At 54.2% G+C, this 14,216-nt stretch carries 17 protein-coding genes; all 17 read right to left on the minus strand.

Annotated elements, in window-relative coordinates:
* Positions 1-2,121 (minus strand): phage tail tape measure protein, encoded by a 2,121-nt coding sequence (locus EA58_RS12020; protein ID WP_036752943.1) that lies wholly within the window; start codon positions 2,119-2,121, stop codon positions 1-3.
* Positions 2,122-2,173: 52 nt separating this feature from the next.
* Positions 2,174-2,566 carry a phage tail assembly protein gene (locus EA58_RS12025; RefSeq protein ID WP_036752945.1) on the minus strand — a complete coding sequence of 131 codons (393 nt, stop codon included), beginning with the start codon at positions 2,564-2,566 and terminating at the stop codon, positions 2,174-2,176.
* A gap of 8 nt (positions 2,567-2,574) precedes the next feature.
* Entirely contained in the window at positions 2,575-3,090 is a 516-nt protein-coding gene (locus EA58_RS12030) for a phage major tail tube protein (RefSeq protein WP_036752947.1), read from the minus strand.
* 9 nt (positions 3,091-3,099) lie between these two features.
* Positions 3,100-4,260, minus strand: a complete 1,161-nt coding sequence (locus EA58_RS12035; protein WP_036752949.1) for a phage tail sheath C-terminal domain-containing protein — start codon at positions 4,258-4,260, stop codon at positions 3,100-3,102.
* Positions 4,261-4,324: 64 nt separating this feature from the next.
* The gene (locus tag EA58_RS12040; RefSeq protein ID WP_152548004.1) at positions 4,325-4,921 is read right to left on the minus strand and encodes a hypothetical protein; all 597 of its coding nucleotides are present in this window, start codon (positions 4,919-4,921) and stop codon (positions 4,325-4,327) included.
* Positions 4,918-6,645 (minus strand): phage tail protein, encoded by a 1,728-nt coding sequence (locus EA58_RS20965; protein ID WP_051642050.1) that lies wholly within the window; start codon positions 6,643-6,645, stop codon positions 4,918-4,920. Before EA58_RS20965 ends, EA58_RS12040 begins: the two co-directional genes overlap by 4 nt.
* 12 nt (positions 6,646-6,657) lie before the next feature.
* Entirely contained in the window at positions 6,658-7,290 is a 633-nt protein-coding gene (locus tag EA58_RS12050) for a phage tail protein I (protein ID WP_036752952.1), read from the minus strand.
* A 1-nt stretch (position 7,291) separates the two neighbouring features.
* Positions 7,292-8,152 carry a baseplate assembly protein gene (locus EA58_RS12055; RefSeq protein WP_036752954.1) on the minus strand — a complete coding sequence of 287 codons (861 nt, stop codon included), beginning with the start codon at positions 8,150-8,152 and terminating at the stop codon, positions 7,292-7,294.
* Entirely contained in the window at positions 8,149-8,496 is a 348-nt protein-coding gene (locus EA58_RS12060) for a GPW/gp25 family protein (protein ID WP_036752956.1), read from the minus strand. Before EA58_RS12060 ends, EA58_RS12055 begins: the two co-directional genes overlap by 4 nt.
* 6 nt (positions 8,497-8,502) lie before the next feature.
* Entirely contained in the window at positions 8,503-9,114 is a 612-nt protein-coding gene (locus tag EA58_RS20970; RefSeq protein WP_051642051.1) for a phage baseplate assembly protein V, read from the minus strand.
* A complete protein-coding gene (locus EA58_RS12070; protein WP_036752959.1) occupies positions 9,114-9,647 on the minus strand; it encodes a hypothetical protein in 534 nt (177 codons plus the stop codon). Before EA58_RS12070 ends, EA58_RS20970 begins: the two co-directional genes overlap by 1 nt.
* Positions 9,647-10,147, minus strand: a complete 501-nt coding sequence (locus tag EA58_RS12075) for a hypothetical protein (RefSeq protein WP_036752962.1) — start codon at positions 10,145-10,147, stop codon at positions 9,647-9,649. Before EA58_RS12075 ends, EA58_RS12070 begins: the two co-directional genes overlap by 1 nt.
* Entirely contained in the window at positions 10,140-10,748 is a 609-nt protein-coding gene (locus EA58_RS12080) for a hypothetical protein (RefSeq protein ID WP_036752965.1), read from the minus strand. Before EA58_RS12080 ends, EA58_RS12075 begins: the two co-directional genes overlap by 8 nt.
* A gap of 2 nt (positions 10,749-10,750) precedes the next feature.
* Entirely contained in the window at positions 10,751-11,059 is a 309-nt protein-coding gene (locus EA58_RS12085; RefSeq protein WP_036752968.1) for a hypothetical protein, read from the minus strand.
* Positions 11,046-11,576 carry a hypothetical protein gene (locus EA58_RS12090; protein WP_036752971.1) on the minus strand — a complete coding sequence of 177 codons (531 nt, stop codon included), beginning with the start codon at positions 11,574-11,576 and terminating at the stop codon, positions 11,046-11,048. The genes EA58_RS12085 and EA58_RS12090 overlap by 14 nt, the downstream gene beginning before the upstream one ends.
* Before the next feature lie 3 nt (positions 11,577-11,579).
* Positions 11,580-12,176 (minus strand): hypothetical protein, encoded by a 597-nt coding sequence (locus EA58_RS12095; RefSeq protein WP_036752974.1) that lies wholly within the window; start codon positions 12,174-12,176, stop codon positions 11,580-11,582.
* A 76-nt stretch (positions 12,177-12,252) separates the two neighbouring features.
* On the minus strand, positions 12,253-14,216 hold a 1,964-nt coding region (locus EA58_RS12100; protein WP_036752977.1), incomplete at its 5' end, for a hypothetical protein.

Here is a 14,216-nt window from a genome sequence, read left to right on the forward strand (position 1 = left end):
CTAATCTGAGAACGACGGGCCAGCGATGCGGCCGGGCTGGTTGATTTTCTTGCTGAGGTCCATGACCATTTTTTCCAGTTTGGTGATTTGCGCATCACTGACTTCGCCCTGAATGTGGAATACAGGTGCTAAGGTTACAGACTGATTTGATTGAACACTCGACGCGGTTTGAACGCCTGTCGGTGCTGGTGTCTGCTGGGCCTTTGCGACTAATTCACCGGGCTTGCCACTATCACCGCCCAACCAACTGCCAACCATGCGACCGAAAGCACCACCTCCGAAGCCACCAATCACAGAGCCAACAATACCGCCAACGGCCGTACCAATACCGGGGATAATTGAGCCAATTGCAGCCCCTGTCATTGCTCCTGCAGCCATGCCCCCCATATTCCCAAGCGTGCCGCCAACCGCTTCAGTTTTCTGAGCACCCGTTAAAGAGCTGTCCATCAGGGTGCTGCCTAAATCGGCAACGCCCAGCAAAGCGCCGAGGTATGGCAGCTTACGGGCCGTCCCTTTCAGGAATGACATACCCGGCGAACGGCCTGCGCCACCCATTGGCCTTGCGCCTCTGCGTCGAACTCGCTTCCGTCGCCGACCTGCCCCTGATGTTCCACCCATGCCGGAATCCGGCATATTGGTGACATAAACCTTAGAAACATCATCACCGCCGGGTAAATCCGGAGTGTCGCCGCTACCGCCATCACCATCACCACCGCGACTGAACAACCCCGCAACACTTTTCCCCACTTGCCAAGTTTTACGTACTGCATAGGCTGCAGCCAATGCGCCGCCCACTCCTGTGGCTACTTTCAAAGTGGTTTCCAGCGTTTCCGGGTCGAGGCTGTTGATCGCATCAGCCAAGCCAGCAATCGGCCCGGCAAGATTTTGATCGGCAAAATTCATCCAGGCAGTTTTCAGACTCACCATGGCAGCATTGGCGGTTTTGGCGGCTCTGGCTGAATCCTGGAGCACTGCGGAGCCGTCGCCATAAATGGCAAGGAAGTCATCAAACTTTGCCCGACCATCACTTCCTGCAAGCGCCTGCATCAATCGCATGGCTTCATCACCGAATAACTCACCATACTGAGTGATATCCCCACTGGTGGTATCCATGATTTCCTTCAGTAAGGTCGGGATATCACGAAATTTCTTCTCTCCCCGCGCAAGTGCTTCTTCGTCAAAAACCTGAATCCCGAGTGCTTCAATATCCTTATAATTTGACCGAATGTCAGCCAGTACCGATTCCATCGAGCTGGCAGCTTCCGCCGCTGAGCCGGAACCCATCCGGGAGATCTGCAGCAGCGCCCCCATTTCCTGCACAGCTTTCGGGCCTGAACGTCCCATCGCAGCATAAGCAGCCGACACAGCCGCACCTTCAGCAGCCAGGTTCTGCAATGTGAATGCACCGGCTTTGCCCTGAACAACCAGCGTGTCGATGGCTTTCAGAACATCTTCGCTGTTCTTAAGGCCAAACTTCGTCGACATGTCGGCGAACATCTCACCGACATCCACACCTGCTGCACCCGTTGCCTGCATCACCCGACCGATGTTGGCCATGTTTTCACGGGCAAATTCGAGATCACCGGTTTTCTCCACAATCTTTTCGACTGCGGCCAGCATCTCGCCCTGATCAACCCGAATATCACTTTGCTGAGCAGTGGCAAACATTTCCTGCCGCAGTTTGGTCATTTCATCGCGGGATTTACCCGCCTGAATGCCCAGCCGCTCATAGCGTTCCTCAAGGCCCATCACGGCCATCGCTGAACCGGCACCGGCCACACCGGTTGCAATCCCGGTCCATTGGTTGCCGAGCCCATCCAGCTTTTCGCCAGCCTTATCCAGACTGGCCCTGAGCAACTGGTTATTCCGGATTGCACTGCCAATATCGCGGGTATATCTCCGGACACCTGCGCCGGCACGGCCAAAGAGGCGGCCTAACCGGCCGACCAGAGAACCTGTCCGATTACTCTCCCGTCCGACGCGTTGGGTATCTTGACTGAGTTCCCGCGCACCACGGCCCAGACGACTGTTTTGCTTCTCAATCTGGCTGAAAGCCTGTGAGACGCTGCCATCGACCTTTGCGACTACACCAATGCCGACAGATTGTGTGTTATCTGCCATTGCATCCCCTCTTATTCATCATCTGCCTGCTTCGTCAGTTCGGTACAGTCATTCAGCCAGTCGTGGAGTTCTGCGATACTGAGGCTTCTGAGTTCTGAGAGTGAGACGCCACTGAACCGGGAAACAGCAAGGCACATCTGGCGGCATACTGTGGCACTGGCAACAAAAAACAGTCGTAGGCTCTCCCTAACTGGCTGTAGTCATAAAAGGCCAGTGAACCGATAAACTCCCGGGTTGTACCTGTGAGGTTCGCAAACAAATGTGCTTCTGCCTCGGCTTCATCCACATGCTTGCTGCCATCCGCCAGAATCCGTGATCCAAGCTGCTGAGAGTGAATCACATCGTTGGTGGTCGGCGGCCGCATGATGAGTGCGGTCTGTGGTTTGTCATCAAAAGGCTTCGCTTCCTGAAGCGTTACCTTAATGGGTTGGTATTGGTTGGTCATAACTTTCCTTATAAGCCCAGTGCTGCATTAATGCCGGCACGGCGGTCGACGCCGCCCACCTCTTCTTTGCCGGAAATCAGATCGATATCCATCAGTACTTCACCGGCATATTCCATCTTCAGTTTGGTCCAAGTGATTTTGCAGGATGTTTCAGACAGCTTTTTACGTTCCAATTCACCCAGTTCCAGCCCAATCACCCGGCCATACACCTGCACTTTGAACTTATCGACCTGAGAACCAGCACCCTTGTACGCAGCGCGGAAAGTAAATGGCTTTTCATCGCCATTGGTCAGGCCAAACATCTTGATCGTGCTTGGGTTCGGCTCTGCCAGCGTGACTTCAAGGTCATCGGTTTCAATGGCGCCCATATCAATTTTGATAGCCCCAACCATGCCGCCGGCAATGTACTCTTCCACAATGCGGGTGAATGGTGGCAGCTTCACTTTGGGTACCAGACCAATCATGCCGTTACCATCCTGATACCAGGCATAATCAACCAGTGTTTTCGGTGCTCTGCGTTCCATGACCGTTCCTTACTTGAAAATGACGTCTGCGTAGTCATTGGTGAAATGGCTCGTGACGTGAATCGCCTGCGCGAGGCCAGGCGGTGTGAAGTCGTAATCGAGATAGAAATTCCCCGCAATGATGGAGTCAGGCGGGTTAAGGTCGGGGTCTGCCCAAGCAGTAGCGCCATACATGTGCCCTGCCCGGGTTTCGCCATCAAGGGCGTTCTGAACCGACTCCGTCACATCTTCGACGAAGGTTGCCAGAATTTTGCGGTCCCGCGCCCATTTGAGGCCATAGGTGATCATATCCAGCACCATGTCATTCACTCGCACATGCGAATTGAACTGCCATTTCGGGTCGTCACTGCAGCTAAGGTTGCCCCAGGTGCGCAGGCCTTCGTCCATGATCACTGTGGTGATCTGGTTTTCATTGAGCAGGTGCGCCATGCAATTGGTGTCGCCATCGACATAATCAATCGGGAATTCAGTCCCGAGCGCGCCATTGATTCGGTGATTTGAAATCGATGCGCTGTAGCCGTGGTTCGGATCCTGGTCTTTCTGAATCTCAATCCCCAGCGCATAAGCCGACATGGGAACCAGTTTATCCAGTGCGTTGCGAACCCGTGGCCAGAACAGCTCAAGGCGACGATCGCCCCACAGCTGACGATATGCCACGGCAGATTCATAAGTGCTGCCGGGACAGTCCGCAAAGACTTTACAGCGCAACCGGGTCGCAACAGGTAACAACTTAGTCAGAACCGACTGGCTGTGTGTAAAGCCCGGAATCGCCAGCAACCGCGGACGTCGCCCGGTCATGGCCTGAACATCCAGAATGGCTTCGATGCCAGATTTGGCACCGGTGGCCGGGTCCACACCGCCAATCACTTTGGTAATGGTTTCTGCTTCGGTTGCACCAGCTTCAACACGAATCACGCAGATTGCGCAACGCTTCTGGTCGAAAACAGCTTCCATCGCTGTTGGCAGCGTACCGGCTTTGTTGCCAGCCATATCGAGCTTGGCAAGTTTATGGACATCGCCCGGAATCAAAACCGGTTGATTGACTGGGAAAACAGAAGGGTCAGCATCCGGCGCCGTTCCCAACACCACCGCAAAGGAGGTGTCGGCCATGAGCATGGGCCTTACACCACCCTCATCCGTGCTTCCGAAAATGCCATGTTTGAACGCCATGGGTGAGTTCCTCTTTGATCAAAGAAAACACACCTTCAGCGGCTTTGTGTTTAGGGTAGTCAGGTTATGCGGTGGTTGGAGGGAGTACACCTTCCGGCGCCTGTGGCCATGGATGCTCTTCCCGGATTCGTTCATACCACTGCTGCGCCTGAAATTCGTTCTTTTCTGCACCAACATCATCACCCAGCATGCGCTGCATCCGGGCTTCGTTCATCAGAGGGTCAACGATTTGAGCGTACTGCTGACGGCGAAGATTATTGATGGTCCGCACTTCAGATTCGAACTTCGCTTGCTCGTCGGTTTGCCAGCCGGAGTCGGTCCAGATATCGAAACGGGTTGCGGGTTTGTCCGGTGTATAGTCATCAGTTATTTCAGCAGCAGCATCAAACTGTCTTGATTGCGAGCAATCAGTTTTCAGCCAGCCAGTGACCGGCTGCTTTTCTTTCCGGATTAGCCATGCCCCGTCTTGCCAGCGCCGCGGCGGCATGTCATTTGCGTCAAGATACGTAAGGAACTCACCCGGTTGTACCCATGCTTCAGGCGGTGCCGCTGGCGTATGGTATCCGGGGATTAAATATTCTCCCGGGTTCATTTCATCTGGGTGGGCGGTTATATCACGAACATATCGACCATCTACGTGGGAGTAACAAAAAACTCTCATGCGGCAATTTCTCCGTGAAAAATAAAAACATGCAGGTTCGCTGTATCTGGGCGGGTTTCATCAGCCCAGTTCCCGACAATCTGCCCGGTGTTGTTGTTTGCAGTTATACCTGTGTCATCTGTGATTGCGATTTGCCCGCTGGAAACCCACGGATTGAATGAATCTCCCCGGGTCCATATTTTAGTGCCATCTGGCATCACATCGGGAATGCCATAGACTGAGAAATTATGTCCAGACGCTCCAGTGCCGGTTGGCAGATTATGATAGTGAAACTCGACAGCATGGCCCTCGGCCGTCGCAAATGCCACTCCGTCTTTAGCACCACGCCGGAAATGGCCCAAATGAAAGTTTGGCGTGGTGAATGTCGTTTCACCATCACCGGTTCCGAAATGTGCTGCATAGGTCTCTGGGTCAGAGTCAATAACAGATTGCTCTGTCAGATTTGATGTTGTCTCAGCAACAGCCCATAACTTTGAATACGCAGCCCGTGATAATTCAACCCGCTGAGCTTTTACAAAACCAGGGCGAGGCTGATCTGTTGAAAATTCAACAATACTGCCGACTAAAATGTCAGTGCTGATTTTTGATTTCGCTAATTGCTCCAGCGTATTTAAATACGTACTTAGGCCTTTAACCGACCCAATACCCGGTTGATAGCTATCTGAAAAATACTGATTGCCGTTGGCGTCTTTAACGTTCTGCGAAATTAGCGGGACAATTGTGTCCTTAACTTCCGGATTGGTCGGCTGAGTGATTGGATCTGTAGATTCAAACGTAATCACGCGAAATTGATTCAACGCATTAAAGCCTGAGGCAACCTCCCTCTGCCCAGTGAACGTGATATCTGCATCCTGAGCGTTTCCGCCAACACTCACGTCATAGAGAGCCAGCCACGTTTCACCTTGATACTCCAACGTGCAAAATCTGAGTGACCATCCCTCTTTATAAATCAGCATGTTGTAATTAGTTATCTCATATGAACTCTTAGCTGTGATTTCAATATCCAGTAATCTCTCTGAGTAGTCGGCAGCACCTCGTGCAAACATTAACCGACCAGAAATAAACGATTTCCCATAGCGATCACCTTTTTGAGCAAACGGAACCAGCAATAGTGCCATTCGTTGAAAATGACGCGAAAACCTAAAACTTTCGAGAGGCAAAACAGTTTCTTTTAGTGCATATTGCGGATGCGGATCCACAGCCGCCAGATGCGCTGCCATCTGCTTGTTTACGTACTCCCGGCTGGCGGTGACGACATTCGGGTTGATCATCACAATCGGGTCGACGGAGGTGACGGTGAACGTCATCTGTACGGCGACTTCGTTGGTTTCACCGCCGTTGTTTTGCGGTGCCGGCACATACACCCGGGCGCAGTTGCCGACGGCATGCAGATACGTGTTGCCATTGAACTTGGCTACCACAGCAAATTCACGGATCACCACATTCACCAGAGTGTCTGGCAACAAGGCCTCAACAACCAACGTGGGTACGGTGTTCTGCGTGCCTTCAACGACATCCACAACATTTACGGGCAAGCGGGCAATTTCATGCACCAGGGCGCTCTGTGTCCGGTCTGGCTGTACATAGGTGTCGTTCGCATCGCCAATAGCGATGTGAGTGAACTCAATAGGCTTTTTCAGCAGCTTGCCGTTCTGCTCGGCGTTCTCGCCGGCAATGGTCAGAATGGAGCCATATTGCTGCTGAGATTCTGGGATATCAGCCATAAACAATATTCCTTATCGAGGTAAAGGCCCGGAGCGCACGACGACGCCAAGGCGGGAAAAACAACAAGCGGACCGATTCACTACGCTGGCCACTGACCGGATTGCCCAGGGACCGGAGCCAACCCGAATCCCCTGCCGACTTACCGTCGCAAGTTTTTCGGGTGTATTGATGTGACTGGTGATCCGGATTTTGGTCAGATGTGAGCGTGTGTTCTTTGCGTTCCGGATTGCGCTGGAAATCTGGGGAATGGTTGCTGCATCGACCGGTGATTGTTTCGAAACCAACTCAACCCGAAATTCAGCCGGCGCAAGCGTTGCCGGATCGTCAAACCACTCGATGACGTTCAGCGAATCGGCCCGAATGGCTTCAATACTTTTATCAATGGCGTACCGGGTGCCTTTGTAGGTGTGAATCTCCAGCGAGCTGCTGACGACTTTGCGCTTTGTCTGTTCATCCCAGGTTTCGTTCCAGTCGTCGACACTCAGTTCCCAGGCCAGATAAGGCAGCAAATCTAACCGACATTTCCAGGGATCCAGAAAGTTCTGGATATCCCGCTCAATCAGCTGAATTTCTTCCCAGAACACCTGTTCCAGTGCACGTTCCATGGCAGAAGCTGAAGGCGGCAAAGTGCTGATGAAGGCCATCTCACGTCCCTTTCAACCGGACAATAATATCGGTGCAGTACGGAGCCTGGGCTTTGGTGCACTTGATGGTCTGGGCGGGTTCGAGGATGAAGACTTCAGTCACCGGCTGATAACTGCCGTCTGCTTCCCCATTCTTCACATGAGCGGCGGCATCAATGGCAGACAATGCGACACAGCCCGCCAATACATGGGATTCAGTGGCTAACGACTGCAGACGCTGACGGGCAATATCCAGTGTCTGTCCTTCACCGGGGCCGTAGGGAATATCCAGCTCGACGACAATACGGTAAGGTTTGATGGTTGCGGGATACACATTGAAATGATCGTTCAGTGGCCGCTTTGTCTGCCCGTCGATGTATTCAAACACCTGCTGACACAGCTCAGCTGAGGCCGTACCGTCTCCCTGCCTGCTGAGGACATAGAGATCAACTTTGACGGGTGACGGGCTCAGAACTTCAGCATCCAGCACATCTTCATGCGCATTCAGGGCATGGAAAATATAAGCGCCATCCGGCCCGGCAGTACTGAAACCATCGGGTGCCATTTGCACACGTCGGCGAAACTGATCATCGGTTTCTTTTTCAAACTTCTCGACCGGACGAAGTGCTGCCAGCTGCTGCAGGCTGGCGCCATGAGAAAACGCCACCATGTTATTCAGGCTGATATCCTGAAATTCCTGACGGGCCCGGGTGACTTCTTCGGCCATGGCTGACATCGCGTTGTAAAGCGGATCACCCACTTTCGGCGCATCGACGTTCTGCAGCTGAGCATAGCGCTGCAGCATCCGGCTTCGGATAGCCGTGGCGTCCAGCTGCTGGACAATTTCCGGTGGCGGCAGCTTCGACAGGTCAATCTGGCTCATACGCTCAGGCCTGAAATTTTCTCGACGCTGCCGTCGAACCGCAAAGTCACTTCCACACCCACAAACACGCGATTGTCTCCCCGTTCCAGCCACACACGGTTAAGTTTTATCTCATCGGTAAACCCGTTCAGAGGGTCGGCAATCATGTCGGCCACGTCTGCGTACAAGTCCATTTCGAGTTCAGGGTTGATTTTGCGATCAATGCGATGTGGCAGGTTCGAACCATACCCCCGGCTCAGAGGCAGCGTGCTTTTTCGGGTACGCATACAACGCTGAAGGCGCTGCTTCAGTTCTGCAACGCCATCAATGAGCAGGCCTGTGCGTTCATCAAGTCCCGTTGCCATATGTCCTCACTGCTGCTGAACCGGCTTCTGCGTATTTGGTACATCGTGCGGGTGCTGATGCTGGTTGAAAATCTTGCGGTCATCCGCCATGGAGCGAACGCTGTCGGAAATGTTCGTTGCCGCGGTAATGCTGGCCCCAGATGAAATATTACCCGTCGTCGTTTGCATGCCCTGGTGCTCAATATCCCCGACCAGCACAATCTTGGGCGATTCCACCTTAAACGCTTGCTCAGCCTTCAGTTCGACGCTGCCACTGACTTCGCCTGATAGAACGTGGTTTTCCATGTCGTATTGCAGCCAGGTGCCGTCCGGGAATTCACGATAGAACAGCTCGAGGTTATCTTTCGGCTGGTCAAACTGAGCCTGATTCAGGCTGCCGATGATCACGCCACCCTGTGCGCCGAAGGGCTTGAGAACAATCACCTGCTCGCCTTGCTGCATGGGGTGCCAGTCTTTCACTTCTGCCGCATGGCCAACATTGGAAGGCAGCCAGCCGCTGGTTCGGTTGGCATCGAACCGGACCTTATAGCGAAGCGGCTTTGCCTGAATGTCGATGATGGTCCCGAACTGAATCATCTCGCTGAGCAGGCGCACGAACTGGCTTTCTGTCATTCCCATCAGAAGTTCTCATCGACATCGAAATAATTAGATTCATTGGGCGTTCCGATATCCGGTGACTGTGAGGCTTTAACCCCTTCCGGCAACTCAGTCGGCCCTACCGGTAACCAGTCGATTTCTGCGGCCAGGTCGTACGGGCCGCTGCGGCATTCCGCCAGAAACCAGCCATCCGGTTTTTCCTGTTGCTGCGAGGTATTGACCGACAGAGTCGAAATGTTCCCGAATGCACTGCTGGTACAGAACTCCCGCCACTCTTGCAGAAACGCCAGCTCGGCCTGTTCCGTCTCGAGCGCCGTCGCTTTCGCGCCGCAGTAGACACGGCCAATGACCAGCATTTTAATGTGGGTGTCATATACATCGTTGGGGATCTCCCCGGTATAAATCACCGTCAGCAAACCGGGTTCTAAATCCCGGTTGTTGTACGCGCTTCGGTCTTGCCAGTTCCGGGTCGTTTTCCGGTGTGGGTAACGCTGAGCGAAACCCTCTGTGATGGCTGTCAGAATGGTATCGACGTTACGGGAAGCATCCGGCATTACAGGCTCCTTAACCCGGCTTCGCGCAGGCCAGCGGCAACCGAAGCATTGAGAATATCGGCCACCCGGTCTGCGGTTTGATCTGCGGCTCGGTCGTAAAAGTCATTCGGCGCGGTGCCGTTACGAGCGATAGCGCGGGCAATCATGAATGCCAGATCACTCTGATTTTGCTTTGAGTCCTTCGGCTGCAGACGCTTCACCTTCACCCAGTCCAGAATCGACTGCATCGGCGGCATGCCCTGCCGCCCCGTCCCTGCGACGACGTACTGGTTGTAGTTCTGATTGCTGGTAATCATCCGTTGCAGTTCACCCACCACATTGCTGCGAATGGAGTGTGTGAGCGTGGTTTCGGCTTTAGGCGCTTCTTCCCGGGTAGTACGGGACACTAACGATCCGGCAAAAGACACACCTGATTTCAAATGCTTAGTCAGCAATTCTGGCGCTTCCCGGAATGCCTCATCCAACGCTGAGGTTTGAAGGTCGACCGATATTTCACGCATGGCGCACCTGCCGTTCGAATTGTTCCATCAGCTGCTGATGAATCGCGGCTGGCGTGCCGTTTTTCGCTTCACCACCAATACTGTTCCGCACGGAAACAGTTTTGCTGAGGTGATTCACGGCAATGTATTTCACCGCTTCGACAATGGCACGCAGCAGCAACAAAGGCTCATCCTGACTGTCTATCGTAATGGCGTCGTTCTGAATCGTCCGGGCAGCGTAATAGCTGAAACTGTAGGTCCATCCGACCTGATTGAGCAGATGATAGCCGGGAAGAAAAGACAGCCTCAGCATTGGCTTGCCCTGTTCATCGTCGATGCGGCTCAGATTCGGTAAATCGCGGGGATAACCCCTTTCCCAGGGCTGATATCGCTTCCGTGCCGACTGGCCGTAAAAGCAGGTACGCACTGAAATCAGATCCGCCGGTGCCGGATAGCATGCCTGATTATGCTGCAACTCGATTGTACCCAGCCGTTGATGCGGCCGATAACGGCTGAAATCTGCCAGGGCCATTTCAACCAGCTGCTGTTCATGCCCTGAAACGTGTTCGGCGCTGTCCATCAGCGCCGCCTGTAGTTTCACGATTAAGTCTGATACCTGCATGCTCAGCCCCCTTTCAATTTCCAAGACGCAATGCCAACAACAAACAGCAGCAACACCCAAATCAGATCCCGGTTGTACTTTGTTTTCTCGTTGTTCCCGCTCAGGCTTTGCTCCAGTGGCAGAATGCGGGCAGCTAACTTTTCAATCGTTCGATCCAAACGGCCAACGAGGGATTCGAGGTTATTGTGCTTCATCTGAAGCTCAACCATTTGCCGCATCAGCTCTGTTTGCTGCTGCATGTTTTCACGCATTTCGTTTCGAAATGCAGTGAATTCCCTTTGAGTAATGCCGCCTTCGTTACTGTCGGCCATTCACCCCTCCAACTAATTGCTTACTCTTGGTGACGCTGCCCTGGCTGCTCCCCAGCCAGAACGCAACGCCCGTACCAAAAGCGCCCATGACGGTACCCGCAATCATGATCAGCACCTGCGCATAGTCCTGCGGTGGATTACCGAAGAACAGCGACGCAAACATGCCGCTGACCATTACGGACAGCGTTAAGGTCAGCGCCCAGGGCATCCAGTGATCGCGGTGCTGCTGCCGGGCGTTCTGGGTATCGGCCAGCTTGGCCTTTTCGAAATCCAACAACAGGCCAGTTTCCTGCAACTTGAGCTTGCGCAACGCGACCCGTTCATCGCTTTCAAGCTGACGGATTTTCAGCAAAGCATCCGGATCCGTTCTGAGTACCGCTTCAATCGCCTCGGGCGAGTTTTCGACACCCAGTGCGCTGGCAACCATGGTTCCGACTGCACCGCCTGCCGGACCACCCAGCAGACTGCCAACCAGTGGCGCAGAGCCTGCCAGCAGAGCTTTGACCTTGTCCCACATGGCTTATTCCTCTTGCTTCTGCTGGTCGCTGCGTTTTGCCAGTTCGTCCTGAATCGCCACAATCTTGCGGCTGTCATCGCCGACGGACAGCAGTTCCAGCTGCAGATCTTCATCGGTCATGGCATCCAGTCGCTGGGCATACTCAGCCGGGCTGAAGTTACGTTCTGCCATGCGCACGGCCAGTTCGTTGTCGATGTCTTCAAGCAGGGTTTTACGCTTGTCGCCTGCCTGCTCCAGTTCTGCCAGACGGCTCAGTTCCCCGTCTTCCAGCTCGGAAAAATAAGGCTTGATGACGTCGATTTTGTTCTCCAGCAGTTGCTCGAAAATACGGTCCTGAACCGCGCCGGCATTCTCGCGGTTCGGGTTTTCAAAATGGATGACCGACACACGCACCGCTTCGCCCGGCAAAACTTTGGTGGTGCCGAAAAAGCGCGGTGACGCATCAAAATTGATAAACAGAATCATCAGATCCCGGTTGACCAGCGCCGTGGCATTCACAAAGCGGGCATCGACTTCGCGGGTTTCGCCGGGCAGCACGGTTTTACCGCCAATGTTCTGCGGCTGATTGGTGGTGTTGGTGTAAGCAATGGAAGGTTTCATCTCGGTTTCCTTTAATCATGTCCGGTATGCAAAGAAGAAAAAGCCCCGGCCACTGCTGGCCGGGGAATCGACGCCCTTATCGTCCGGATGCGGAATAGAACAGCACGCTGGTAAAGCGGTTGCGGATCGGCTTCGGACAGTGAATGGCGTTGTACTCTTCGCCATAGGCTTCTTTGCCGCCTTTCAGCTGGCCGTTGCTGTCGCGGGCTTCCTGCATTTCGCTCAGGGTGTACGGCTTCACCACGGTGTACGTCAGTGCGCCCCGCTGGCCCATCAGGATGCGTTCATCGCCCAGATGGGTGCCCGGTGCATTGGTGGAATACGCAGGCAGCGACTTCACGGCTTCCAGGTCGCCCTGTGCGTTAGTGCGTGTCCCATCACGGCGCTGCGACACAATGAACTGCTCGGCATTGGTACAGGTATCGTTGAGGGTGTTGGACATGATCAGGAAATCCGGCGTCACAAAGCGGTCATCCTTCATGATGGCTTTGCGGCGGCCGATGGCCTGCATCAGCTTGTTGTAGTGCTTCTCGGGTGACAGGCCGTTCGGCACATCGCTGTCGACCTTCTGAATGTTGGTCGCGTAGTTGTAGCTGATCTTCGCGTTGGCGGCCGTAACTGCTTTCGGCACGCCAGATTCATCAACCAGCGCAAACTGGCCGAGGTTGTAAGAGCGCACCACGTAATACGTGCCCGCTGCCTGCTGGCCGCTGCCGTCCCAGGGCTTCACTTCGCTGCCGTTGATCAGTAACACAATCGGGTTTTCCGGTGCGCCGATGGTGTTGCCCTGCAGGTCGTACTGCTGATGCTGCGCCACCACAGGGAACTGCGTGGTTCTGAACAGGGCTTTGTCCTGCAACTGCGTGGCAATGTCTTCATCGGCCACGCTGGCCGCCAGATAACTGTCGGAGACCCGCTGCATCGAGTTCATGATGCGACGGGCAACCAGTTCTTTAATGATGCGGCTGGCCGTGGCAACGTTGCGGCCCCAGGCATCCCAGTTGATGGCAGATGACCGGGAAAAGTGCATCAGCTCGTTCGAGACTTCGAATGCCACTTTCATGGGCAGCACGTAGGCCAGATCCATGCGTTGCGAGTTTTTCACCTTGGGGATGGTGCCGTTCTCGAACACGATGCCATCGCCCAGCACCGCCGAGACATCCCGCATTTCGTACGGAATATTGGTGGTTGCGCTGGCGCTGAAGTCGGTCAGGGTCTGCACCAGTTGCAGCACATTCAGATCTGACAGGGCTTCGCGAATCACTTCCCGCTGTACCGAGACTGGCAGGTCGGTATCTGAAATCACGTTCGCGCTGCCCTGCCCGGTCAGCACCAGACGTTCCTGATGAATACGGTGGTGATTCAGGCGGTCGAACTCAGCCAGCACCTGCTGTGCGAATACAGGCAGGTCTTTCTCTTCCATCAGGCTCAGCTGGCCCAGTGAATAGGTGTTGGTCTGGCGCAGGTTGGCGTGAATCTGCTGTTGCAGTTGCAGGCTTTCGCGCTGCTGGTCGGGTGTTTGGGTCAGCGAACCAGCAGCAGAACCAAAGCCCAGCCCGGAAAGCTGAATGCCGACCATTTTCTGGTTGCCGTGTGTAATCTGGTTTTCGGCGAATTTCTTCACCTGGTCGTCGGACATTTCGGCCGAGATCAGGTCTTTCGCTTCTTTCAGCTCGGTTTTGACTTCATCGCTCAGGCCTTCCGCGGCGTCGATGGCATCGGTGAAGATTTTGACTTTGTCAGTCAGCTTCTTGGCCTGATCGGCTTTTTCCTTTTCGGCGGCGGTTTGCTGTTCGGCCAGAATGCGTACCACGTCTTCCTGAGTTAAATTACCGCCGTTCAGGTTAATGACCGGCGCACTGGTATTGCCAGATTCTGAAAGCTGCTTGGCAACGCCTTCAATCTGCTCGCGCAGCTTGGTGGCGGCGGCTTCGTCGCTGACCCCTGTGAGTGAGTCTTTCAATAGCTGAACCATAGCGGTGTGCTGTTCGGCAGAGAGTTTCAGCCCTTTGGTGTTCGATTCGAACAGTGCGATCAGTT

The sequence above is a fragment of the Photobacterium galatheae genome (genome assembly GCF_000695255.1).
Lineage (GTDB): Bacteria > Pseudomonadota > Gammaproteobacteria > Enterobacterales > Vibrionaceae > Photobacterium > Photobacterium galatheae.

What these genes read in the sequence shown, in the direction of transcription:
- EA58_RS12020 (WP_036752943.1), bottom strand. Translation starts at nt 2,121, where the DNA reads ATGGCAGATAACACACAATCTGTCGGCATTGGTGTAGTCGCAAAGGTC.
- EA58_RS12025 (WP_036752945.1), bottom strand. Translation starts at nt 2,566, where the DNA reads ATGACCAACCAATACCAACCCATTAAGGTAACGCTTCAGGAAGCGAAG.
- EA58_RS12030 (WP_036752947.1), bottom strand. Translation starts at nt 3,090, where the DNA reads ATGGAACGCAGAGCACCGAAAACACTGGTTGATTATGCCTGGTATCAG.
- EA58_RS12035 (WP_036752949.1), bottom strand. Translation starts at nt 4,260, where the DNA reads ATGGCGTTCAAACATGGCATTTTCGGAAGCACGGATGAGGGTGGTGTA.
- EA58_RS12040 (WP_152548004.1), bottom strand. Translation starts at nt 4,921, where the DNA reads ATGAGAGTTTTTTGTTACTCCCACGTAGATGGTCGATATGTTCGTGAT.
- EA58_RS20965 (WP_051642050.1), bottom strand. Translation starts at nt 6,645, where the DNA reads ATGGCTGATATCCCAGAATCTCAGCAGCAATATGGCTCCATTCTGACC.
- EA58_RS12050 (WP_036752952.1), bottom strand. Translation starts at nt 7,290, where the DNA reads ATGGCCTTCATCAGCACTTTGCCGCCTTCAGCTTCTGCCATGGAACGT.
- EA58_RS12055 (WP_036752954.1), bottom strand. Translation starts at nt 8,152, where the DNA reads ATGAGCCAGATTGACCTGTCGAAGCTGCCGCCACCGGAAATTGTCCAG.
- EA58_RS12060 (WP_036752956.1), bottom strand. Translation starts at nt 8,496, where the DNA reads ATGGCAACGGGACTTGATGAACGCACAGGCCTGCTCATTGATGGCGTT.
- EA58_RS20970 (WP_051642051.1), bottom strand. Translation starts at nt 9,114, where the DNA reads ATGGGAATGACAGAAAGCCAGTTCGTGCGCCTGCTCAGCGAGATGATT.
- EA58_RS12070 (WP_036752959.1), bottom strand. Translation starts at nt 9,647, where the DNA reads ATGCCGGATGCTTCCCGTAACGTCGATACCATTCTGACAGCCATCACA.
- EA58_RS12075 (WP_036752962.1), bottom strand. Translation starts at nt 10,147, where the DNA reads ATGCGTGAAATATCGGTCGACCTTCAAACCTCAGCGTTGGATGAGGCA.
- EA58_RS12080 (WP_036752965.1), bottom strand. Translation starts at nt 10,748, where the DNA reads ATGCAGGTATCAGACTTAATCGTGAAACTACAGGCGGCGCTGATGGAC.
- EA58_RS12085 (WP_036752968.1), bottom strand. Translation starts at nt 11,059, where the DNA reads ATGGCCGACAGTAACGAAGGCGGCATTACTCAAAGGGAATTCACTGCA.
- EA58_RS12090 (WP_036752971.1), bottom strand. Translation starts at nt 11,576, where the DNA reads ATGTGGGACAAGGTCAAAGCTCTGCTGGCAGGCTCTGCGCCACTGGTT.
- EA58_RS12095 (WP_036752974.1), bottom strand. Translation starts at nt 12,176, where the DNA reads ATGAAACCTTCCATTGCTTACACCAACACCACCAATCAGCCGCAGAAC.